The organism is Salinivibrio proteolyticus, assembly GCF_001996165.1.
In the GTDB taxonomy this organism is placed as follows: domain Bacteria; phylum Pseudomonadota; class Gammaproteobacteria; order Enterobacterales; family Vibrionaceae; genus Salinivibrio; species Salinivibrio proteolyticus.
Genome location: NZ_MUFP01000005.1, coordinates 191320 through 213712 on the forward strand (window position 1 = coordinate 191320; position 22393 = coordinate 213712).

General features: G+C 47.5%; 17 protein-coding genes. 12 read left to right on the plus strand and 5 right to left on the minus strand.

What is annotated here, in order from left to right; all coding sequences use genetic code 11:
* Nucleotides 1–80 precede the first annotated feature (80 nt).
* The 8 genes from BZJ19_RS05055 (at nt 81) to rmf (ending at nt 12410) form a co-directional block, all read left to right on the plus strand.
* Nucleotides 81–299: a DUF2835 domain-containing protein gene (locus tag BZJ19_RS05055; RefSeq protein ID WP_069587733.1), complete on the plus strand. Its 219-nt coding sequence runs from the start codon at nt 81–83 to the stop codon at nt 297–299.
* A gap of 185 nt (nt 300–484) precedes the next feature.
* Nucleotides 485–5305 carry an NAD-glutamate dehydrogenase gene (locus BZJ19_RS05060; protein ID WP_077674823.1) on the plus strand — a complete coding sequence of 1607 codons (4821 nt, stop codon included), beginning with the start codon at nt 485–487 and terminating at the stop codon, nt 5303–5305.
* Nucleotides 5306–5366: 61 nt separating this feature from the next.
* A complete protein-coding gene (gene pyrD / locus BZJ19_RS05065) occupies nt 5367–6380 on the plus strand; it encodes a quinone-dependent dihydroorotate dehydrogenase (protein ID WP_077674824.1) in 1014 nt (337 codons plus the stop codon).
* Between the two features lie 157 nt (nt 6381–6537).
* A complete protein-coding gene (locus BZJ19_RS05070) occupies nt 6538–7092 on the plus strand; it encodes a cell division protein ZapC (protein ID WP_077674825.1) in 555 nt (184 codons plus the stop codon).
* Nucleotides 7093–7752: 660 nt separating this feature from the next.
* Nucleotides 7753–9891: a bifunctional 23S rRNA (guanine(2069)-N(7))-methyltransferase RlmK/23S rRNA (guanine(2445)-N(2))-methyltransferase RlmL gene (gene rlmKL / locus BZJ19_RS05075; RefSeq protein ID WP_077674826.1), complete on the plus strand. Its 2139-nt coding sequence runs from the start codon at nt 7753–7755 to the stop codon at nt 9889–9891.
* 2 nt (nt 9892–9893) lie between these two features.
* A complete protein-coding gene (locus BZJ19_RS05080) occupies nt 9894–10148 on the plus strand; it encodes a glutaredoxin family protein (protein ID WP_069587724.1) in 255 nt (84 codons plus the stop codon).
* Nucleotides 10135–12057, plus strand: a complete 1923-nt coding sequence (locus BZJ19_RS05085) for an ABC transporter ATP-binding protein (protein ID WP_077674827.1) — start codon at nt 10135–10137, stop codon at nt 12055–12057. The genes BZJ19_RS05080 and BZJ19_RS05085 overlap by 14 nt, the downstream gene beginning before the upstream one ends.
* A 182-nt stretch (nt 12058–12239) precedes the next feature.
* Nucleotides 12240–12410 carry a ribosome modulation factor gene (gene rmf, locus BZJ19_RS05090; RefSeq protein ID WP_077456710.1) on the plus strand — a complete coding sequence of 57 codons (171 nt, stop codon included), beginning with the start codon at nt 12240–12242 and terminating at the stop codon, nt 12408–12410.
* A 222-nt stretch (nt 12411–12632) separates the two neighbouring features.
* Here rmf and fabA read toward each other — a convergent pair whose 3' ends face one another.
* Both fabA and BZJ19_RS05100 read right to left on the minus strand, forming a co-directional pair.
* Nucleotides 12633–13148 carry a bifunctional 3-hydroxydecanoyl-ACP dehydratase/trans-2-decenoyl-ACP isomerase gene (gene fabA, locus BZJ19_RS05095; protein WP_069587720.1) on the minus strand — a complete coding sequence of 172 codons (516 nt, stop codon included), beginning with the start codon at nt 13146–13148 and terminating at the stop codon, nt 12633–12635.
* Between the two features lie 68 nt (nt 13149–13216).
* Nucleotides 13217–14872: an AAA family ATPase gene (locus BZJ19_RS05100; protein ID WP_077674828.1), complete on the minus strand. Its 1656-nt coding sequence runs from the start codon at nt 14870–14872 to the stop codon at nt 13217–13219.
* A 196-nt stretch (nt 14873–15068) separates the two neighbouring features.
* On the opposite strand from BZJ19_RS05100, the gene matP reads away from it, so the two are divergent.
* Nucleotides 15069–15518 (plus strand): macrodomain Ter protein MatP, encoded by a 450-nt coding sequence (gene matP / locus BZJ19_RS05105; RefSeq protein ID WP_069587717.1) that lies wholly within the window; start codon nt 15069–15071, stop codon nt 15516–15518.
* A gap of 59 nt (nt 15519–15577) precedes the next feature.
* Nucleotides 15578–15868 (plus strand): DUF3634 family protein, encoded by a 291-nt coding sequence (locus BZJ19_RS05110; protein ID WP_069587715.1) that lies wholly within the window; start codon nt 15578–15580, stop codon nt 15866–15868.
* A gap of 291 nt (nt 15869–16159) precedes the next feature.
* On the opposite strand, the gene BZJ19_RS05115 is transcribed toward BZJ19_RS05110, so the two are convergent.
* Together BZJ19_RS05115 and BZJ19_RS05120 are read right to left on the minus strand one after the other, a co-directional pair.
* On the minus strand, nt 16160–18283 hold the full coding sequence (locus BZJ19_RS05115) for a hybrid sensor histidine kinase/response regulator (RefSeq protein WP_077674829.1): 2124 nt from the start codon (nt 18281–18283) through the stop codon (nt 16160–16162).
* A gap of 2 nt (nt 18284–18285) precedes the next feature.
* Nucleotides 18286–19476 carry an FIST signal transduction protein gene (locus BZJ19_RS05120; RefSeq protein WP_069587711.1) on the minus strand — a complete coding sequence of 397 codons (1191 nt, stop codon included), beginning with the start codon at nt 19474–19476 and terminating at the stop codon, nt 18286–18288.
* A 146-nt stretch (nt 19477–19622) separates the two neighbouring features.
* On the opposite strand from BZJ19_RS05120, the gene BZJ19_RS05125 reads away from it, so the two are divergent.
* On the plus strand, nt 19623–20171 hold the full coding sequence (locus tag BZJ19_RS05125; protein ID WP_069587706.1) for a Rossmann-fold NAD(P)-binding domain-containing protein: 549 nt from the start codon (nt 19623–19625) through the stop codon (nt 20169–20171).
* A gap of 84 nt (nt 20172–20255) precedes the next feature.
* Here BZJ19_RS05125 and BZJ19_RS05130 read toward each other — a convergent pair whose 3' ends face one another.
* Complete coding sequence (locus BZJ19_RS05130) at nt 20256–20678, minus strand: hypothetical protein (protein WP_077674830.1); 423 nt, start codon at nt 20676–20678, stop codon at nt 20256–20258.
* 278 nt (nt 20679–20956) lie between these two features.
* Between BZJ19_RS05130 and ccoN the strand changes: the two genes are divergently transcribed.
* Nucleotides 20957–22384: a cytochrome-c oxidase, cbb3-type subunit I gene (gene ccoN / locus BZJ19_RS05135; RefSeq protein ID WP_069587702.1), complete on the plus strand. Its 1428-nt coding sequence runs from the start codon at nt 20957–20959 to the stop codon at nt 22382–22384.
* Nucleotides 22385–22393: the final 9 nt, after the last annotated feature.

A 22393-nucleotide genomic window follows, 5' to 3' on the forward strand; every position in this document is an offset into this window, starting at 1 on the left:
CCAATGATCATCAAGCCGTCCAATTTGGGCGGCTTTTTTGTTACCCTGTCGCAGAGAAAAAATGACTGAGTATCAACACGATGGATTATCGTTTTAACGTCAATATTTCCTATTCAGAGTATCAGCTCTATTACAGTGGCGCCGCGTCGAGTGTGGTGGTCACTACCGACAAGGGATTACGCTTGCAAATTCCCGCCGCACGCTTTCGTCCTTATCTCTCACAACTTGGTATACGAGGCCGTTTTAAACTTACCACCGATGAGGAGAATCGCTTTCGTTCTCTCGAGCGCATCGCCTAACCAAACGTAGCTAAGGAAATAGCTACACCAGTCACATTCTCGCGAAATTCGTATAAATCCAGCTGTTTAGATATAACGTTTTTGTGTAGCAAGCCTTACACTAGGCAGTGCGTATGTTAACGCAATGTTTACCTCTAGTACTTACTACAAAGATAACGTCTAAAAAAGGACTACGGAGTTCCAGAATGACCTCGCGTGACCCTATAGTACCGGTGTTACTTGAGAAAGTTTATCAACTGATTGCCGATAAACTGGATGATACTCAACAGCCACTCGTCGATGCATTAGCCAAAAGGATATTGGGTCAAATTTCTGATAATGATTTGCAGGAACGCAATGAATCAGATCTCTATGGTGCCGTGATGAGCATGTGGCACCACCTCAACACATTCGAACAAGATAAAATATTCGTTAAGGTCTTTAACCCCAGCCTCAGTGGAAACGGTTGGCAATCAACCCATACCATTGTCGAAATCCTCGCCCCGGATGCGCCGTTTTTGGTGGATTCCGTCCGTATGGCCCTCAATCGATTGGGGATCACGACACACCTGATGCTAAACACGCCTGTGAAAGCGTTGAAAAACCAACAAGGTGATGTGGTTGAGATCAGCGGTGAGAACGGCCAATTCCAAAGCACTTTCCACATCGAAATCGATAAGATGTCAGAAGATGCTGAAATGGCAGCGTTGGAAAAAGAGCTCCATGAAACGCTGACCGATGTGGTGATGGTAGTGAATGATTGGCAGCCAATGCGCAAGCAAATGCTGTCTTTGGTGAAATCACTGAAAGAGGCCGCGCTGCCGTTTGATGATGAGCGCCGTCAAGAAGCGATTGAATTTCTGACTTGGATTACCGAAAACAACTTTACCTTCATGGGTTACAAGTGTTTTGACCTTGTGGCCGTTGAAGGTGACTATGAGCTTCGCGCCTCCAGTGAATGTGATGCACTCGGTCTGGCCAAAAAGCACAAATCACCGAATGTGGTGCGTTTGTCGGAAATGCCAGAGTCTGCGCGTGCAACGGCATTAAAGAAAGAGCTATTGGTACTGACCAAAAGCAATGCGAAATCGCGTGTGCACCGACCTGCCTATGTTGACTATATCGGCATCAAAAAATTTGATGCGCAGGGAAATGTGATTGGTGAGCACCGCTTTACGGGGCTGTATGCGTCATCTGCGTATAACCAATCGACCTCCAGTATTCCGGTATTACGCAATAAAGTACGCCGCATTCTGGATAACAGCGGCTTCTATCAAGAGTCACATTCGTGGAAAGCACTGGCGAACATCCTCGAAAACTATCCGCGTGATGAGCTGTTCCAAGCGACCGAAGATGAAATGCGTAATGTCGGCATGGGCGTCGTGCAAATGCAAGACCGTGACATGCTGCGTGTGTTCGTCCGTCGCGATCCGTTTGGCCGCTTCTTCTCATGTATGGTGTATATCACGCGTGAGCGGTACAACACGGAATTCCGTCGTCAGACGCAACGTATTTTCCAGCAGTACTTTGGTTCTGATCAGGATGWTGAGTTCAACACCTTCTTCTCTGAAAGCCCATTGGCACGCACGCATTACATTGTGCGGGTCGATAATAACAACTTCGATATTGATGTGAAAAAGATTGAGCAAAACCTTACCGAAGCGGCTTCATCATGGGATGACCGTTTACAAGAAGCGGTGATTGCCAACTTTGGCGAAAACCGAGGTACGCCGATCGCGAAGCGTTACCTACGCGCGTTCCCTCGTTCCTATAAAGAAGCGATGTTGCCTGGTTCTGCGGTGGCTGATATTGAACGTTTGGAAGGCTTAAGTGACGACCATAAGCTGGACATGTTGTTCTATCGTCCACAAGAGGTGAGTCATCACTCGAATGCGGTGAGCTTGAAACTGTTCCAAAAAGGCGAGCCGATCCACTTATCCGATGTAATGCCAATGTTGGAAAACCTCGGTCTGCGTGTCATTGGTGAATCGCCCTATGAAGTCGAAACCAGTCATGGTGACGTCTATTGGATTCTCGACTTCTCGATGTTGCACAGTGCCGGTTCAGCCTTCAACTTGTCGAAAGCGCGGGATCGTTTCCAGCAAGCCTTCGCTGATATTTGGCACGGACGGTTGGATAACGATGGGTTTAACCGTTTAGTCTTGAATGCAGGGCTGTCGGGTCGTGAAGTGACTATCCTTCGTGCCTATGCGCGTTATATGCGACAAGTCGGTTTTCCGTTTAGTCAGGCATATATTGAAGAGACGCTAGCGTCTCATTCTGATCTGGCGAGTTTACTGGTTCAATTGTTTAACAAACGGTTTGATCCGGCGGCGAAGAATACCCAGCGTGCGCAAGACAAGTTGATTGCCCAGATCGAAGACGCGCTTGAGCAAGTGGAAAGTCTGGATGACGATCGGATTATCCGTCGTTATATGGAAATGATGTTGGCGACATTGCGCACCAACTTCTTCCAAAAAGACCCAGAGAATGGCTTGGATAAGCCGTATCTATCGTTAAAATTGCAACCTGCAGACATTCCAGAGATCCCTCAACCGGTGCCAGCCTACGAGATCTTCGTATACTCACCCGATGTAGAAGGTGTGCATCTGCGCGGGGGGAAAGTCGCTCGGGGTGGTTTGCGTTGGTCAGATCGTCAAGAAGACTTCCGTACCGAGGTGCTTGGCCTCGTTAAAGCGCAACAGGTGAAAAACACCGTGATTGTGCCGGTAGGCGCGAAAGGCGGGTTCGTCTGTAAACGCCAACATCAGTTTACCGGTCGCGATGAGATCTTTGCAGAAGGTCAACGCTGTTACCGTATTTTCATTCAAGGTCTGTTGGATATTACGGATAACATCATCGAGGGTGAACTGACCCCACCAAATGAGGTGGTGCGCCATGATGATGATGACGCTTATCTGGTGGTTGCGGCGGATAAAGGCACGGCAACCTTCTCTGATTTGGCGAACAGTGTCTCAGCACAATACAACTTCTGGTTAGGGGATGCCTTTGCCTCTGGTGGTTCCAATGGTTACGACCATAAGAAAATGGGCATTACCGCGAAAGGGGCCTGGGAGTCGGTAAAACGCCATTTCCGCGAGATAGACATCGATTGCCAGACGACAGATTTTACTTGTGTCGGCATTGGTGACATGGGCGGCGATGTATTTGGTAATGGCATGTTGCTTTCTAAGCATATTCGCTTGGTCGCGGCTTTTAACCATATGCATATCTTTATTGACCCAGAACCGGATGCCGCAAAAAGTTGGAAAGAACGTGAGCGTTTATTCAACTTGCCTCGTTCTAGTTGGGAAGACTATGACAGCAAGCTGATTTCAAAAGGCGGCGGCGTTTTCTCTCGTCGCGCGAAATCCATTACCTTGACGCCAGAGATCCAAAAGCTATTGGGTACGCGCAAGCAATCCATGGCGCCGAACGACTTGATCAAGCAGATCCTGCAAACCAAAGTAGATCTGCTCTGGAATGGCGGGATTGGGACGTACGTGAAAGCCGCAAACGAGACCCATACAGAAGTGGGTGATCGTGCGAATGACGGATTACGTGTTAACGGCAAGGAAGTGGGCGCGCGCATTATCGGTGAGGGAGGTAACCTCGGTATGACGCAATTAGGGCGTATTGAATACGCACTAAAAGGTGGTCGTGTTAATACTGACTTTATTGACAATGTGGGTGGCGTTGATTGCTCGGATAACGAAGTCAACATCAAGATCCTATTGAATGGCTTGGTGGCATCCGGCGATCTTACCTTGAAAAAGCGTAATCAACTGCTGGAGAAAATGGAGAGTGATGTTTCTGAGATTGTGCTGGAAGATGCCTACAGTCAAAGTGAATCTATCTCTGTCACGCACAATCAGCAAGCGTCGTTGCTCAAAGAGCAGATCCGCTTTATTCATTATCTCGAGAAAGAGGGCAAGTTAGATCGTGCGCTTGAGTATCTACCTGATGATGAAACGCTCGCGGAACGTAACTTACGAGGAAATGGTTTAACACGTCCAGAAATTGCCGTGCTGGTTGCATATGGCAAAATGGTGTTAAAAGAGCAGCTGGTGGTCGATGAGGTGACGCAAGATAGTCACTTTGGCCAACTGCTCCCCGGTTATTTCCCCAAAGAGTTACAACGTCACTATCGTCAAGAGATGGAGTCGCACCCACTGCGTGGTGAGATCATTGCGACTGTGCTGGCGAACCAAATGTCGAATGATATGGGCTTTAACTTTATCACCCGTATGCAAGACGAAACCGGTGCCAGTGTTAGTGACATCGCTAAATCTTATGCGATTGCTCGCGAAATCTTTGGTTTTGAACAGATATTTGATGATGTTCGCGCATTGGATAACCAAGTGAGTGCGTCCGTTCAATACGATATTTTGTTCCGTTGTCGTCGCATGTTGCGTCGCGCAACCCGCTGGATGCTTCGCAACAAACGCAAAGGCGAGAGCATTGAAGCGCAAGTGGCGTTTTATCGTCCCGCGTTACAAAACTTGGCAGCGAACCTGGATAGCTACTTGGTCGACAGTGAGATTAAAGAACACGACGATCAGGCGGAGAAACTACGCAAAGCGGGTGTACCTGATGAGTTGGCAAGCAAAGTGTGTCGTTTGACCAGCATCTTCTCGGGCCTAGACTTGGCGCAAGTATCCGAGCAGTTAGATAAACCGTTCGAGCTGGTGGCACGCTTATACTATGTGCTGGGTGATAATTTATCGTTGCATTGGTTCTTGAAACAAATCAACAACCAACCGGTCGACAACCACTGGCAGGCTCTGGCGCGTGCTTCATTCCGAGAAGATTTGGATTGGCAGCAACGTTTGCTGACTGCGCGTATTGTTTCAGAAATGGATCCGAAACAAGATGCAGAAGCGGGACTCGACGCATGGATGGAAGAGCATGCCATGATTCTGGGCCGCTGGCGCAGTATTGTGGATGAGTTCAAAGTCGGCTCGGTCCATGAATTTGCAAAATTCTCGGTTGCGCTGCGTGAATTATCGCTTTTAAATTTGAATTAAAGCAGTAATAACGCAATAATCTAGCCCCGTTTATAACGGGGCTTTTTTATTAGGAGGGATAATGCTATACCGCCTCGCCAGACCGGCAATCTTTCAATTGGATCCAGAAAAAGCACACGACTTAACGATCAGCTCGCTTTCCCGTTTTCATTCGACCCCCCTTCGTTTTATCTACTCTCAGCATCTTCCTCCTCGTCCTGTTACCGTTATGGGACTCAACTTCAAAAACCCCGTTGGCCTCGCCGCAGGGCTTGATAAAAATGGTGAGTGCATAGAAGCGTTTGGAGCGATGGGATTTGGCTTTGTCGAAGTCGGAACGGTGACGCCAAGGCCACAACCAGGAAATGATAAGCCGCGATTGTTCCGCATCAAAGATGCAGAAGGGATTATTAATCGCATGGGCTTTAATAATCTGGGTGTGGATGCGCTGATTGAAAACGTTAAAAAAGCCAAAGGGTTTGATGGGATCCTCGGTATCAATATCGGCAAAAACAAAGATACGCCGATTGAGAAAGGCACGGATGACTATGTCATTTGTATGCAAAAGGTATATGCGCACGCCGATTACATTGCGGTGAATATCTCGTCTCCCAACACGCCTGGGCTGCGAAGCTTGCAATACGGTGAAGCGCTAGATGAATTGCTGAGCACCTTGAAAGCGGAACAAGCACGCTTGAGTGAAGAGCAGGGCAAGTATGTGCCGCTTGCGGTCAAGATAGCTCCTGATCTGACTGAAGAGGAAATTGAGCAAGTTGCGCAAACATTAGTGCGGAATCAGATTGATGGGGTGATCGCCACGAACACGACCTTAGATCGCGCACTGGTTGATGGTATGCCACATTACCAAGAAGCTGGCGGTCTCAGTGGTCGACCTGTTCAACTGAAGAGTACCGAGATTATTCGCCGTCTTCACCAAGCCCTAGAGGGTACCTTACCCATTATTGGGGTCGGCGGGGTTGATTCGGTGATGGCGGCTCGCGAAAAAATGGCAGCGGGTGCTGCACTGGTACAAGTTTACACTGGACTGATTTATCACGGTCCGGGCTTAGTGAAGCAATTAGTACGCAATATCTAACCATCACTAAAATTTTGTATAAAAAATAAAGGTTTTAACGCGAAAAGGGGAAGGTTTCTTCCCCTTTTTTTTTGCCCTTAAGCCATTACACTTCGGGAATGTGGCACGTTTGGCAAAGCCAGATACCCCATTAGATGTATCGTCGCGGGAGCTGAGTATGTTAAAACCTAACAATGCATGGACATGGTATTTCGACACCGAGTCGGAATCGCTAATGCTTGATTTGGGCGATGACATGCTATTTCGCGTCGCCATCAGTGCCAAACACCTCATCCCCGATGCGTTCTCTGAGTCCCCATTCTCTGTAGAGGACGCATCCCTTTTTCAGAGCATGACAGATACTTTGTCATGCCTCGATTTGTCGGCTCCTCGGCGAGCCGAACTCGCTTTGAACGCAGTGGCAGCCTATCGCTTCCACAAACCTATCTTACCGAAAAGTTGGTTTTTTGACCCTCAGCTTGAATCGCTCTCAGCACCTGAGTGTGGGCAGGTTGTGGAGCTTCAAAGCCAAGCGGGAGATAGGGCGCCATTTCTAATCATAGAAAACGCAGGCTCGGCTTCATTGTGCATGCTCGCTCGTGAGGCCGATTTTCAGCTTAGCGACAATAAAACCTTGGCGTTTTGTGGTGCGATTAAAGTAATGAACGACCGGTTATCTCAATTCATACCTCAAACAAATAACCGAAAAGGTCGATTTGCGTTAGTGGGCTGAGTACCATTTTTGGTACCAGCCCACGCTTTATTTGCTTCCTACCTCTCATAATCGCCGTTCATCATTCATGAATTTTCTCCGCTTCTTTGGCTAAATTCGTTTCTATTGACGAACAGCCTGACGATTAAAATGTGATCTATATCTACTGATTGAACAAAATTCGTGCGAAAAGTCGTACCACTATGGGGCCAATCTGACTTAAAAAACACCATTATTGCGGCAATCTATTACCGCTTCCTTCCTATTTTTTCGTGCTATACGCTTTTAAATACGCCTTCTGGTCTATACCAATTTTTGCAGGTGTTATTGTTGCCTGATGGGATTTAATGTGTCTAGTTAAAAACACGATTGCCTTGTTTACGTGAGTTTTGTTCATAGTGAATGCTCACCAATGGCTATATAGAGTCGCCGCCAACTCTTGCCACGAAAGGGATTTATGCTAGTGTTTCTATTTGGAAACAGACTTTGATTGCGGACAGATACACTTGTGTCTTGATGGAAACAGTTATCTTGGTTGGATTGATTCTTATCAGAAACAAATCGGTGGTGATTATTTCAACAATCAATGTGGATGATGTGGCTTAATCCCACGAGTAGGTTCAGTTTGATGTATAATCGGCGCCAATTTGATAAATGACGCCCCAAGGGTGTAGAGAACCAATGAAACACTATCTCGCGATAACCGCTCGAGGCCTCGAGCACTTGCTTGCACAAGAGCTAGAACAACTCGGTGCCACCAACCTCAAACAAGTTCACGCAGGCGTGAAATTTAAAGCCGACGACGCAACCCTGTATCAGTGTTGTTTATGGAGCCGTATTGCTTCTCGCTTTGTGTTGGTATTGAGTGAGTTTACGGTGCGCGATGATATGGATCTCTATCTCGGCGCCACCGCCATCAATTGGCCGGATTACTTTCATTCCAGTCAGCGTATTGCCGTCGACTTTAACGGGACTAACCGTGAAATCCGCAACAGCCAATACGGTGCACTGAAAGTAAAAGACGCTATCGTCGATAAGTTTGAAAAAATGAACTTCCCTCGACCGAGTATCGATCGCGAGCAGCCCGATTTACGCATTCACATGCGCTTATCTAAAGAGCAGGGCGTGCTCGGTATCGATATGGTTGGCAGTGGTTTGCACCAACGCGGATATCGTACACAAGCTGGTGCGGCGCCATTGCGTGAAACCCATGCTGCTGCACTGGTAAAACGTTGTGGTTGGCAGCCTGAACAACCGTTTATGGATGTGATGTGCGGTTCAGGCACGTTGGTGATTGAAGCGGCGATGATCGCGGCGAACGTGGCTCCGGGCTTGAAACGGAAACGTTGGGGGTTTGAATCATTACTTGGGTTTGACAGTGACGCTTGGAAGAGCATTAAAGCTGAAGCGAGCGTTAAAGCAAAACGTGGCGTGAGTCAGTGCCAAACTCGCTTTTTTGGCTTTGACAATGACCCGCGGGTGGTCGAAACGGCGAGGGCGAATGCAAAACGCGCCGGGGTTGGCGAACTGATTACGTTTGACGTTGCCGATGCCACTCAGGTTACGCCACCTGAAGACTTTACTGGCGGCCATATTCTCTCCAATCCACCTTATGGTGAGCGTCTTGGCACAACCCCAGGTTTGATTGCGCTATATACCCAACTCGGCGATCACCTCAAGCAGGCTTTTGTCGGCAATCAGGTATCACTGTATTCAGGCTCTGAGGAGTTGCTGAGCTGTTTGCGGATGCGCGCGGATGACAAGTTTAAGTTACGCAATGGTGCGATCGATTGTGTAATGAAAACATACGGCATTACTGCGCGTGGCGAGAAGCCCCGATCCGATCAGGATAAAGAGGCGCACGGGAGCACGGATGTCGCGCCCGACTTTGCCAATCGCTTGCGTAAAAACATGGCCAAGTTAGATAAATGGGCGAAAAAAGAAGGGTTAGAATGCTATCGCCTATACGATGCGGATTTGCCGGACTATAAAGCGGCCATTGATCGCTATCGTGACTATCTAGTGATTCAAGAGTACGCCGCGCCCAAGACGATTGAACCAGAAAAAGCGCGTCGTCGCTTGCTTGATATGGTTCGATCGTCGATCGTGGTGACCGGAATTGACGTCAACAAAGTTGTCCTGAAAACACGCGAAAAACAAAAAGGCAACAACCAGTACCAGAAGCTGGCGGCAGGCGAACGCACCATGACGGTCCATGAATATGGGGTTGCCTTGGAAGTGAACCTTTACGACTATCTCGATACCGGCTTATTCCTCGATCATCGCCCCACGCGCAAACTCATTGGCCAGAAAGCGGCGGGTAAAGACGTGTTAAACCTTTTTGCCTACACTGGCAGTGCGTCCGTCCACGCGGCGGTTGGGGGCGCTCGTTCAACAACCACGGTCGACATGTCCAAAACCTATTTGGCGTGGGCCGAACGTAATATGAAGCTCAACGGCATTGTGGGTCGTCAACATCAATTTGAGAATGCCGATTGTTTGCAGTGGATCCGTCAATCAGATCGCCAGTTTGACTTAATTTTTATTGATCCACCGACGTTCTCTAACTCCAAGCGCATGAACACGACGTTTGATGTTCAGCGCGATCACGTTGATGTTTTGTTAGCACTGAAAGAGCGGCTTCGCCCAGACGGTGAGATCATTTTCTCTAACAACAAACGCCATTTCAAAATGGATACCGACGCGCTGGCTGAAGCTGGGTTACGCGTTGAAAATATAACTAAGCGCTCGATACCAGAAGATTTCGCGCGCAATCCTCATATTCATAACTGTTGGATTATTCGTCACCAAGAGGCCTAAATATGGCATTAATGCTCTACAGCACGGAAGGCTGTCACCTCTGTGAGCAAGCCTATGAACTCTATCAGTCCTTGGGGGGCCAGACGCCCCTCAACACCCAAGATATCGCCTTCGATGATAGGCTATTTGAGCGTTACGGCGTCACTATCCCTGTGATTGCCGTGCTGACGCCGGAAGGACAGGTGAGGGCAGAGCTTGGCTGGCCATTCGATTCAACACAATTACAGGCTTGGTTAATAGAACATGGCATTGATTAAAATTACCGGCGCACAGTTAGCGTACGGCGATAATCCTCTACTCGACAACACGGACTTTATTTTACAGCTGGGCGAACGCGTATGTTTGGTGGGACGCAACGGCGCGGGAAAATCGACGTTGATGAAGGTGCTTGACGGTCAAGTTCAACTGGATGATGGCTCGATTCAACGCCAATCTGAATTAAAAGTCTCGCGTCTTGAGCAAGATCCGCCGCGCGACAGCGATGGTACTGTCTTCGATTATGTCGCCGAAGGGTTGTCCGAGGCGGGCGCGAAACTCAAGGAATACCACCAGTTGATCGCGACGATCGAAACCGATCCTAGTGATCGCAATATTGCCGCGCTTGCGCGTGTACAAGAAGCTCTTGACCATGCAGACGCGTGGCGTTTCGACAATCAGATTATGGTGGTATTAGGCGCATTAGGTTTAGACGGCAACACCGCATTAAATGCGCTCTCGGGAGGATGGCAACGTAAAGCTGCACTGGCGAGAGCGTTAGTCTGTGAGCCTGATGTTCTGTTGCTTGATGAGCCAACAAACCACCTTGATGTATCGACCATCCTGTGGCTCGAACAGTTTTTAAAAGACTTTAAAGGCGCCATTGTCTTTATATCTCACGACCGTTCTTTCATTCGAGCCATGGCAACGCGTATCTTAGATCTCGATCGAGGCAAGCTGTCTTCTTGGCCCGGAGATTACGACAAGTATCTCGAAGGCAAAGAGGAAGCCCTGCGCGTTGAAGCGGAGCAAAATGCCGAGTTTGATAAGAAACTCGCGCAAGAAGAAGCGTGGATTCGACAGGGCATCAAGGCGCGAAGAACGCGTAACGAAGGGCGAGTGCGTGCGTTGAAGGCGTTACGACAAGAACGCGCCAGTCGGGTTGAGTTACAGGGTAACGCGAATCTCCAGCTCGATGATGCATCTCGCTCCGGTAAGATTGTCTTTGAGGCTGAGAACATCAGCTTTACCTATCAAGAGCAACCCTTGATTAAGCCCTTTAGCTTTACCGTCATGCGAGGCGATCGCATTGCATTGATAGGCCCTAACGGATGCGGAAAGAGTACGCTATTAAAGCTCATGCTTCAGCAACTCGAGCCTGACAGTGGCCATTTGCACGTTGGCACCAAGTTAGATGTCGCCTATTTTGACCAATACCGAGAAAAGCTCGATCCGGAAAAAACCGTGATCGACAACTTGGCGGGTGGGAAAACCGAAGTAGACGTTGGCGGCCGTAAACGCCATGTGATGGGCTATTTACAAGATTTCTTATTCCATCCCCGACGCGCTCAAACACCGGTCAAAGCGCTATCTGGCGGTGAAAAGAACCGGCTATTGCTGGCGAAACTCTTTTTAAAGCCAGCTAATTTATTGGTTCTCGATGAGCCAACCAATGACCTTGATATTGAAACTTTGGAGCTACTCGAAGACTTGCTGTCGCAATTCCAAGGCACCTTGTTGCTCGTTAGCCATGACCGCCATTTTGTTGATAATACCGTAACACATAGCTGGATTTTCGAAGGCGATGGAACCATCAATAAGTTTGTAGGTGGCTACCATGATGCACAACAGCAGCGTGAGCAATTTTTGCAAGCGGTCACACCGTCAAAATCCGCCCCCAAGAGTGTAAAAAACACCCAAGATACGGAACAAAAGACGGCAAAACCTAAAGGTAAACCTCGTAAGTTATCTTACAAATTGCAACGAGAGCTTGAGGCCTTGCCAGCACTGCTTGAAGCGCTAGAAGCCGAAATAGACAGCCTACAAACAGAAATGWATGATCCTGAATTTTTCTCAAAAAGTCAGGAGGTTACTCAGCCAAAGCTCACAAGACTCTCGGAAGCCGAGCAAGAATTGGAGCAAGCCTTTGAACGGTGGGAAGAATTAGAGGCCATGCAGCAAGATATATAGTGACGCTGTCACTAATAGGCTTGGGCACGACTCACAATTTCATTGTCATTGGTGCGATATGTCTTGATTAAAAAATAATCATGATCGAAGCTGTAGAGGATGCTTCATAAAAACGTCACGGATAGAAGCATCCTTGCGATAGCAAGTAGCACTGAATAAGATGGAATAAAGAGGGCGACTCTATGAAAAGACAGAAGCGAGATCGTTTGGAACGTGCACAGTCAAAAGGCTTCCAAGCAGGTATCAACGGTCGATCGTCTGATATATGTCCTTACCAACAAACGGATGCAAGAAGCCACTGGCTTGGTGGCTGGCGTGAAGGCAGAAGTAATAAATCTGAAATGATGAAGTAATCATTTGTTACCATGTTTTTGGCCTTATCGTTTGGGTAAGGCCTTTTTCTTGGCTACTTGATGCACTATAACTTTATATATAAAGCAAAGATAAATCATACCTAACGAGTTCCCATTAAGCTAAATCACTAAATTCAATTCACAAGTCTGTTTAAAGCGAGTCGGGGATAATAAAAAGCCGGCGAGATGCCGGCTTGGAGAAATATGGAGAGACAGTATGGCCTAGAATGCAGATGTATCTTGGAACAAACCCACTTTCAGGTCTTTGGCGACATAGATTTCTTTTCCATCGACAAGCACGCGTCCGTCAGCCACACCCATCACCAACTTGCGGTTAATCACTCGCTTCATGTGAATTTCGTAGCGTACTTGCTTAGCAGTAGGAAGTACTTGGCCGGTAAATTTGACTTCACCCACACCAAGCGCACGTCCTTTACCTTCGCCACCAACCCAGCCAAGAAAGAATCCCACAAGCTGCCACATCGCATCAAGACCTAAACAACCCGGCATCACAGGATCACCCGGGAAGTGGCAATCGAAGAACCAAAGGTCAGGATTAATATCGAGCTCGGCGATGATGACCCCTTTATCGAAATCTCCACCTTGTTCGGTGATTTCAGCAATGCGATCCATCATTAGCATGTTAGGCGCGGGGAGTTGCGGTCTGCCAGGGCCAAATAGTTCACCCTGGCTAGAGGCGAGAAGGTCTTCACGGTTATAGGAATTTTGGCGTTTCATTATATCTAAACTGCTCCTTATTCAATTGCGAGCAGATTAGCGTACACGTGTACGCCAAACAACTCGGATCAGTACTGGCCCAACCAGTTTTTTAATCGGCTAAACAAAGTGTTGCAGGTTTGTTTTTCACCATTATGAAAGTGATCGATCCTGTCAGAAATTTTGCCAAGTAATGTTTCGCCTTCGTCTCCTGAGAATGGGAGCCCAGTCACGATAGGAAGCGCTTGTTCGACATCATCAACTGCCCAAATATGAAATTGACCGGCTTTTATTGCATCCACGACATCTTGGCGTAGGCAGAGCGATGATAGATTTGTTTTCGGTAATACAATGCCTTGCTGACCAGTTAAGCCACGATGCGCACAAACTTGATAGTAGCCTTCGATTTTTTCATTGATTCCTCCCACGGCTTGCACTCGTCCAAACTGGTCGACAGCACCCGTAATTGCAATAGCTTGATTGATAGGTTGCAAGGAAAGCGCGCTAACAAACGCACACAGCTCTGCCAAGGAAGCACTGTCACCATCGACCTCACAAYAAGATTGCTCAAACACAATGGACGCTGAGTMGGGCAATGGTTCATCAAGATTGAGTGCGGCGCTAACAAAGGCCTGCATAATCATCATGCCTTTGGCATGGATATTACCCGCGAGTTCCGCTTTGCGCTCCACATCGGCAATGTCGCCGTCGCCAGAGTGTACAACACATGAAATACGTGCCGGTTCACCATAGCTCATGGGGTGGCCGGGAACTTCTATGACAGTGAGACCGTTGATTTGGCCAATATGTTCACCGCGAGTATCAATAAATACTTGGCCTTTATGGATGTCTTCAATCGCTCGCTCGGGTAAGTAGGCGGCACGTTGATAGCGCTCTGCTAATGCCTTAGCAATTGCGTCCCCGTCCAATTGGTTTTCAGCATGCATAAGTGCTTCGCCAAGCAGCTGCTGATACCACACTGGGCACAAAGGCATACGGTGCTGGGCTTCGCTTTCTCGCGCTCCCGCTTGCATCAGTTGGACAATGGCAGTGTCAGTGATGCTTTTATCTGTTAACTGATTTGCAATGCCTTTTAGCCAAGCAAGATAGGCTTCAATCTTGTTCTCATTGACTTCAATGTCTTGCTCGTACTCCGCGAATGCGGCAATACCATCGTACAAGTCAGGTTCATGAGTCTCAAAATCTGCTAACCATTGTCGATCGCCCACCAGTATCACTCGGACGCTGAGCGACTCATCGGGCAATGTGGTCAGTTGATCGGCACGTGCTGTTTGCCAGGGTAAGCGACCCGTGGCGAGTAGCTGACGCAAACGAAGCCAAACACGTGGTTGTTGAAGCACATCTGCGATTTTAAGAATGATGGCGCCTTTATGAGCTTGATGAATTAAGCCAAATTGTTTTTGTGACGCTGTAACGTTTTTATTTTCATCATAAGCAAAACCGAATAGTGATGTCTCAGTGATGTTTTCACCCACAATCACGGGGGTACGTGCATCAATTTGGGTTAACGCATCCTGGTACGCATAGAGATAGCCCGGTAAATCAGAGGACATGACGACTAAGCACTGTGTTGGACAGTCTGGTGTCATTAGCCACCGGAACGCGCGACCAAGTCGAGATTGGAGTGAGAATAGCTCAGCCGCTTCCAATGTCTCAAATTGAGCAATTGCTGGGGTAAACTGAGAATAATGTGGTTTGGCATCACGCCAATCAACTTCATGCATGTCTATGATTACTGACTAGGATTAGAATGGAACGAGTATAAAGGATAACACACTGGGCGAATAGGCATACTCGCATGGGCACACCGGTAAACGACGGGCAGGGGATCGATACGCCGCTTTTACTATGTGTGATAATTGAACAGATTGACAGTTGGTGTTACGCTGTCACCACTCGGCGTGATCAAAGCTTGGGCATATGAAATATCAACAACTCGAAAACCTCGAAGCTGGCTGGAAATGGACCTATCTAGTCAAAAAATGGAAAGATGGTGACACCGTCACAAAATACATTGATAGTTCCGAAATACAAACGGCTATCGATGCGTTAATGGCGATTGAGCATGAGCCAACCCGCGTCAATCAATGGATTGAAAAGCACATGTCGCCAGCGCTCGATAATAAGCTTAAACAAGCGATTCGTGCCAAGCGAAAGCGTCACTTTAATGCCGAGCAAGAACACACTCGTAAAAAATCAATTGATTTGGATTACCGGGTTTGGGAACGGCTCTCACAAAAAGCACATGAGCTAGACGCGACCTTATCCGATACCATCGAGTATTTGCTGTCCGAGGCAAACCGTACAGAGAGCGCAAGCAAGCAAGTTGATGCATTGAAAAAAGATTTGAGCAACTTACTCGATATGTAGCCGTTGGACAGATTGCATTCACAGCAAGAGTCTGACTATGGAGCAGTTAGAGCAGTATTATGGGTTATTTTTTATTTATATCTTTCGCGATTTTCCTCGCGTTTATGTTGATTGATAGACCTTTGATTGTCATCGCATTTAAAGATGGACAGCTCGTCCGTCACAAAGGCAAAGTGCCAAAAGGTTTCTTGCATGATTGCCAAGAAATTGCCAAACGAAATCCGTTTACCGGAACCGTTAAAGTGTATAGCAACCGTTTTAAGCCGGCGAAATTGGTCATGTCACGCAGCATCGACAGTCGCACACAGCAGCGCATCAAAAACGTTTTTCCACATCAATCATTCAAATAGCGCCAGTTTTCGTTCAAATAACATGGGTGTTGGAGGCGACAATCAACACATCGCCTCTGTGTTAACCATTAAGCCCAAGTGCGCATTATGTATATTATGTTAAATAATGTATTTGGTTGATTGTGGCATCTACCGCTTAACAATGCTCTTCTCTACTTTATCCATGTCATTAAACGTAATTAGCTATTTACCATAAAATAGCTAGTTACTACTTCTTTTAATCTGATTATCCCAACTTGGTATAAACCGATTCAACTCATTGTAATTAGACCTCGCAATCGTTAGCACGAGTTACTCGGTATGTACTCTGGGCTGATAGTCACTGAGTACCGCATGGAGGCTTTCTGCTCTGACCGGTTTGGTGACGAAGTCGTTCATGCCTGCTTGAATACAGCGGCGGCGATCTTCATCCATCGCGTTGGCTGTTAAAGCAATGATTGGCTTGTTAAAACCAGCCATCCGTAAGGCCTTGGTAGCGGCAATGCCGTCCATCACTGGCATCGACATATCCATGAGCACTAAATCAAAATCATCGAGGCGTTGCTGAATATGGTGAACAGCTTCTTCACCGTTGGATGCCAGAATGACTCGATGACCTTGCTTTTCCAGCATGAGTCTCACCACCATTTGGTTGGCGCGACTGTCTTCGGCCACTAAAATCGTCATCGGCGGTACGAAATCGTGATGATACGCGTCCCTTTCTAGTTGTTCCGGCGGTAATGCGTCATCGGGAGGCGCAATAATGGGCAAACGGACACAGAAATCTGTTCCTTGGTTTAGCTCGCTTTGCACGCTGATGGTCCCGCCCATCATTTCAACCAGTTTCTTACAGATAGACAGCCCTAATCCCGTCCCGCCAAAACGGCGTGTGATACTGCCGTCTGCTTGAGTAAAGGGATCAAAGATCCTTGCGAGCTGGTTTTTTTCGATGCCAATGCCGGTATCTTTCACCCATAGCACCAGCGTGTGCTGTTCGGCATCAAGAGACACGGTGACACCACCACGATCAGTAAATTTGAGTGCGTTACCGATGAGGTTCAGTAAGATCTGTGTAAAGCGATTTTCATCCATAAAAATCGTCTCGGGAACCACAGATGAAACCGACATTGATAAGTAGATATGTTTTTTATCGGCGCGATCAACCAATTGCTGATAGACATTTGTGACACTGTCATTGGGGCGCATAACGGAGGGAGACAGTGAAAAGCGATTGGATTCAATTTTCGATAGATCAAGCACATCACTAATCAGCGTTAAGAGCAACTGAGCCGATTTATCCATCTGCCCTACCCACGCCATTTGATCGGCATTGAGCGAAGAATGTTGCAGGGCGTCAATAAGGCCCAGCACCGCATTTAATGGGGTTCGTATTTCATGACTCATCACCGCCAAAAATTGCGACTTCGCATTATTGGCTAGCTCTGCTTGTTGGCGTGCTTGTTGCAGTTCTTCGACACGACGCTTGGTGGTGGTAATATCCTTGGCTGTGCCGCGATACCCCACTAACTCTCCCCGTTTATTATAGAAGGGGCGGCCCGACAAACTTACCCAGTAATCATTTGTACCAGCACGCATATGCCATTCAATATCACTGAATGCTTTCTCGTGACGGATGAGTCGCTCTAAGCGTGCTTTAAGCGCCGTGTCTGATTTGATTTTATTAAGTAGCGCTTCCGGATCGATATCCGCATCGGTTGAAGGTGAAGAAAGGTAAGTTAGATGAAAGCTATTATCCAATTCCCAAAACCAATCACTGGCTGTTTGGGCAAAATCTTGAAACCGTTGACGACTTGCATTGAGCTCTTGGGTACGGATTCCAACCAGCGTATGCAGGCGGTGACGATAATCGATATCCATAATTGTCCGTTGGATTAATGGACGAAATCTGTCTAACACTTGCTGGGCTTCATCGTTGAATGAATCGCGGCGATGCGACAGCAAGACCAACATGACTTCACTATCGTTAACAGTCAGGCCACTGATCAGTGCTGTTCCATTGATATATCCTGCATACTGGTGAGTTAAACAGTGCAGCTCTTTGACCAATCCTGGTTTATAAATCGCGACTGTCTCACCGCGGACGCAACGACGAAATACCTCCCCCGTTTGCCAAGTCACGGTTTCCAGAGAACTGTCTGTCGCTACGAGGCAGCGGAAGGCGTCTTCCGTTTCTCGATTGCGGCTCAAAGCTAAAGCGCTATCAAAACTGACATAGCGACGGATCACACCCAATAATGAAGCAAAGATATCCGTTTTCGTCGTCGCTTCTGTCATTGCTGAAATCGCAGATAAGATGGCATCGTTTTCTTCACGTAGACGCTTTTCTCTCGCCTCGACGCGACTGAGTTCAAACAATGTTTCTTGAAGCGATTCTGAGTCTGAGCGAGCAGACGCAGTGAGTCGTTGCGACGCCATGATTAATCCTTGTGAAATAGCACAGCTGAGATCATTAAATTACCGTGAGACAACTCGCCACCTTTGAACAAGCCTTGCTCGCCGAAGGTAAACGGACAAACGAAAGGCGCATCGTATAACGCAATATTAATATTGTGAGCCACCTGCTCTAGCTTGTCTTTGACATGCAGCATGCATCCTGCACAGTAAATCGCTAATCCCCCTAGGGGTTCAGGCTGCCGCAACGCATGATCATTGGCTGACTCTACAACTCGACTAGCGCGTGCGACTAATCCTTCGCTGGTACCAGACATCAGATACACCGATTGACCGACCTCAAGCTGAGAGAATAGCTCTAAATGGCCTTGTTCATTAACTGCCATTGGATGCGCCAATGTGTAATAAGGTAGACCATGAATCGTGCCGGTTTGCGTCCCCAACGGATACAATGTGGATTGTGTGAACACCGGTTGTTGCGTATCGAAGGCGATGCCGGTTTCAGCCTCATACCATGCTTTGTAGACCTCTGCTGCAGGCTGGTGATCAAGACTCACCAATTGACGCCCTCTTACATCGGTCACCGTTGCACTACGCTGAGTAGCTGCGTAGCCGGAATGAAACGAATAGCTGACTCTTGCGGACGGATAAAATACGCTAATTGCGATCCCGGTATCTGCAGTGCGTTGGCTATCGAAAAGACACCATTGCCCTTGCACGCTATCCGCGGCGGCAGAGCCCCCGATCACCGGTACCGCGACCCCCAGTTCTTCTCGAATCGCGGCCAATGTATGTTCTTCTTCACCTGGGGTGCTATGGAGTGCAATGAGTTTTGGTAATTCGCCACATCGGCCACTGTTTTCAATCGCTTGATTTAGGGCGATGCGCGCGGAGTCAGCGACTTGTCGATGGGATTCGTGCGGCACCAAAGCTGAACCATAGCAACCTTTTTCATCATTGCACGCCCATACTGCAATCGACGGGCCTTCGATATAGCCGCTTTGTGTCATTACACCACAGCAAGTTGAGCAGCCGATCACTTGGGCGTCAGGAAACAGTTCAGTGAGTGTCTCTCGCAGCTGGTTGGCGTCATACTGCTCGGTAAAGTAYACCATTAAGAGCTGCGGCGCAGTTAATCGTGCTTTTAACGTACGAGCGAGTGCGTGTGCCGCTTGGTCCGCATCGCTCAATCGTGTATGTGCTGTCGCTATTTTCATACAATCCGTATGTTTTAATGACATATTAATGAGTAAGGATAGTCATGATACGCACATTAGGCGCTGAATTCATCGCTTTAGGTGGCTGAAATTGCACCTTATCTCGCGTATCCTAAATCCAACCTTATTATGGATAGACGAAAAATATGGACTGTCGACCTATCGCACTGCTTGGTGGGGCCTGTAAACTTGGTGCCGTTTTGTCCCATCAACTTGCTGCTCAAGGCTTTATCCCTATCATTATCGATCATCGAATATCCAATGGCTTGGACATTGTTGCGGATGAGCCTCGTGCTCGCTTTCGTGAAACGCAACCATCTAAGCGTGAAACCCTGACAGTGTTGGAAGAATGCGGTCGGCAAATAGGTCCTCTTCATGGTGCTGTTTTGATCCCTGAGTATGGTGAGGCCTATTTATCTGCAGTGGGATGGCGTGCCTTGATGGCGGTCTGTATTCAAGAACCTGTATTTGTCGCTATCCACTCCGAAAAGCGATCTGGCGCTGAATACAAATTAGACACAGAAAGCATGAAGCGCTTTAACAGAGTTATTTTCAAGTCGGATCACACAATTAACACTGATGATGAGTCGTTGCTAGATGGTGAAAAGTGCAAAATATTGTCATCCATGACAACATTCCTTATGAGTGATGACTCAAAATTGATTTATAATCAATCATTTGTTTTGGACTTTTAAACCTTAGGTGAGGAAGTCCTACAATAATGAACGCTATGACCAATAAATTGACTTAAAAAGCTATAAATTGAATTAACACGCATATTATTCCGTGTCTTTTAGGTAATTAAATTTAAATTGATACTGATCAATGACAACAACAAATTCCTCATAACCAACTTGCTTGTTCTTAGATTTCCATTGCCAAGTAACCTGATAGCCAGTGTCCGTCTCTGTCACCGTTTGCGGGATTTCTAGAGTTTGTTTCCCTTGTGTTGACCAATAGGCCGAATGAGGCTTTCTATCTGATATTAAAGAAAATATAAGATTACCTTTTCCTTGTCTCCATTGATAAGTAACCAATTTTGGTGAATGTGACGTGCCACAAACTCCTTTACCATCGTCGCAGTCTATACTGGTTAGTCCCGGCGAATAAAAAAGGGTTCGCCACACAAATGCGGAGACTAAAAGTGTAAGCATGACGAGTATTTGCGCGAGTCGCCCTTTAGTTAGCTTTTCTGCTGCCATAGTTAGGATTTTCCGTGTTACAGAGGTCAAAGTTTTATAAGAAAGAGAGGTAAGCCGTACTGAGTGTGTGGGTTAGCCCCTATTTTTCGCCCAATATCTACAGTATGATTCTGACCGAAAATGCCATTTTTACAAAGAAATAGCAACGTAGCGAAGAAAGCGGTTAAAAACCGTACGCAACATGCGATTTACTTTGTGATGGTATGTAACAAGACGGAGCGGAGGCTTCGTCCGTATCAAACGTGAGTGTAGTTAACCAAAAAGTGGAAGCATGCAATATGAGCCAAGTTAAGCAGCTTGAACAAGACTACAACTACCGCGTTGTCCGCTTATTTACCCTTACAACTATTTTGTGGGGTATCGTGGGCATGGCCGTAGGTGTACTTATTGCCGCTCAGTTGGTGTGGCCTGCGCTGAACTTTGATATTCCGTATTTGACGTACAGCCGTTTGCGTCCATTGCATACTAATGCAGTGATCTTCGCATTCGGTACAAGTGCGCTGTTTGCAACGTCTTACTACGTTGCACAACGTACGTGTCAAACACGGTTATTCGGAGGGAAGTTAGCAGAGTTTACCTTCTGGGGCTGGCAAGCCATTATTATCGCCGCAGCAATCTCGCTGCCTATGGGATATACCACCTCGAAAGAGTACGCAGAGCTAGAGTGGCCAATTGACCTCGCTATCGCTGTTGTATGGGTGGCATACGCGATTGTGTTCTTTGGGACATTAATTAAACGTAAGACCTCTCATATCTACGTCGCGAACTGGTTCTTCGGTGCCTTTATCCTAACCATTGCTGTACTGCATATTGTCAACAGCATGGCGATCCCCGTTTCACCGATGAAGTCCTACTCTATCTACGCTGGCGCCGTCGACGCCATGGTGCAGTGGTGGTACGGACACAACGCGGTAGGTTTCCTACTGACGGCTGGTTTCCTAGGTATGATGTATTACTTTGTGCCTAAGCAAGCAGGTCGTCCAGTGTACTCATATCGCCTGTCTATCGTTCACTTCTGGGCACTTATCTCACTGTATATTTGGGCTGGGCCTCACCACCTCCACTATACAGCACTGCCTGACTGGACCCAGTCTGTGGGTATGGTGATGTCACTGATTCTGTTTGCTCCTTCTTGGGGTGGCATGATCAACGGTATTATGACCCTGTCTGGTGCTTGGCATAAACTGCGTTATGACCCAATCTTGCGCTTCTTGATCGTATCTTTGTCGTTCTACGGCATGTCTACGTTCGAAGGCCCAATGATGTCGATTAAGACAGTGAACGCGCTATCGCATTACACCGACTGGACTATTGGTCACGTACACTCTGGTGCTTTGGGTTGGGTTGCGATGGTATCTATCGGTTCCATTTATCACCTCATTCCAAAGCTATTTGGTCAAGAACGCATGTACTCCGTGTCACTGGTTAACGTGCACTTCTGGCTAGCCACCATTGGTACGGTGTTATATATCGTGGCAATGTGGATTTCTGGTGTGATGCAAGGTTTGATGTGGCGTGCAGTGAATACTGACGGCACCCTCACCTACAGTTTTGTGGAATCACTAGAGGCCTCATATCCGTTCTATTTCGTCCGCTTTATCGGCGGTGCAATTTTCCTCTCAGGGATGTTCCTGATGGCTTTCAACGCGTACAAGACCATTCGTGCGCCAGAAGCTAGCTTGAAGTCGCTTGAGCCTGCGGTATAAGGAGAACGA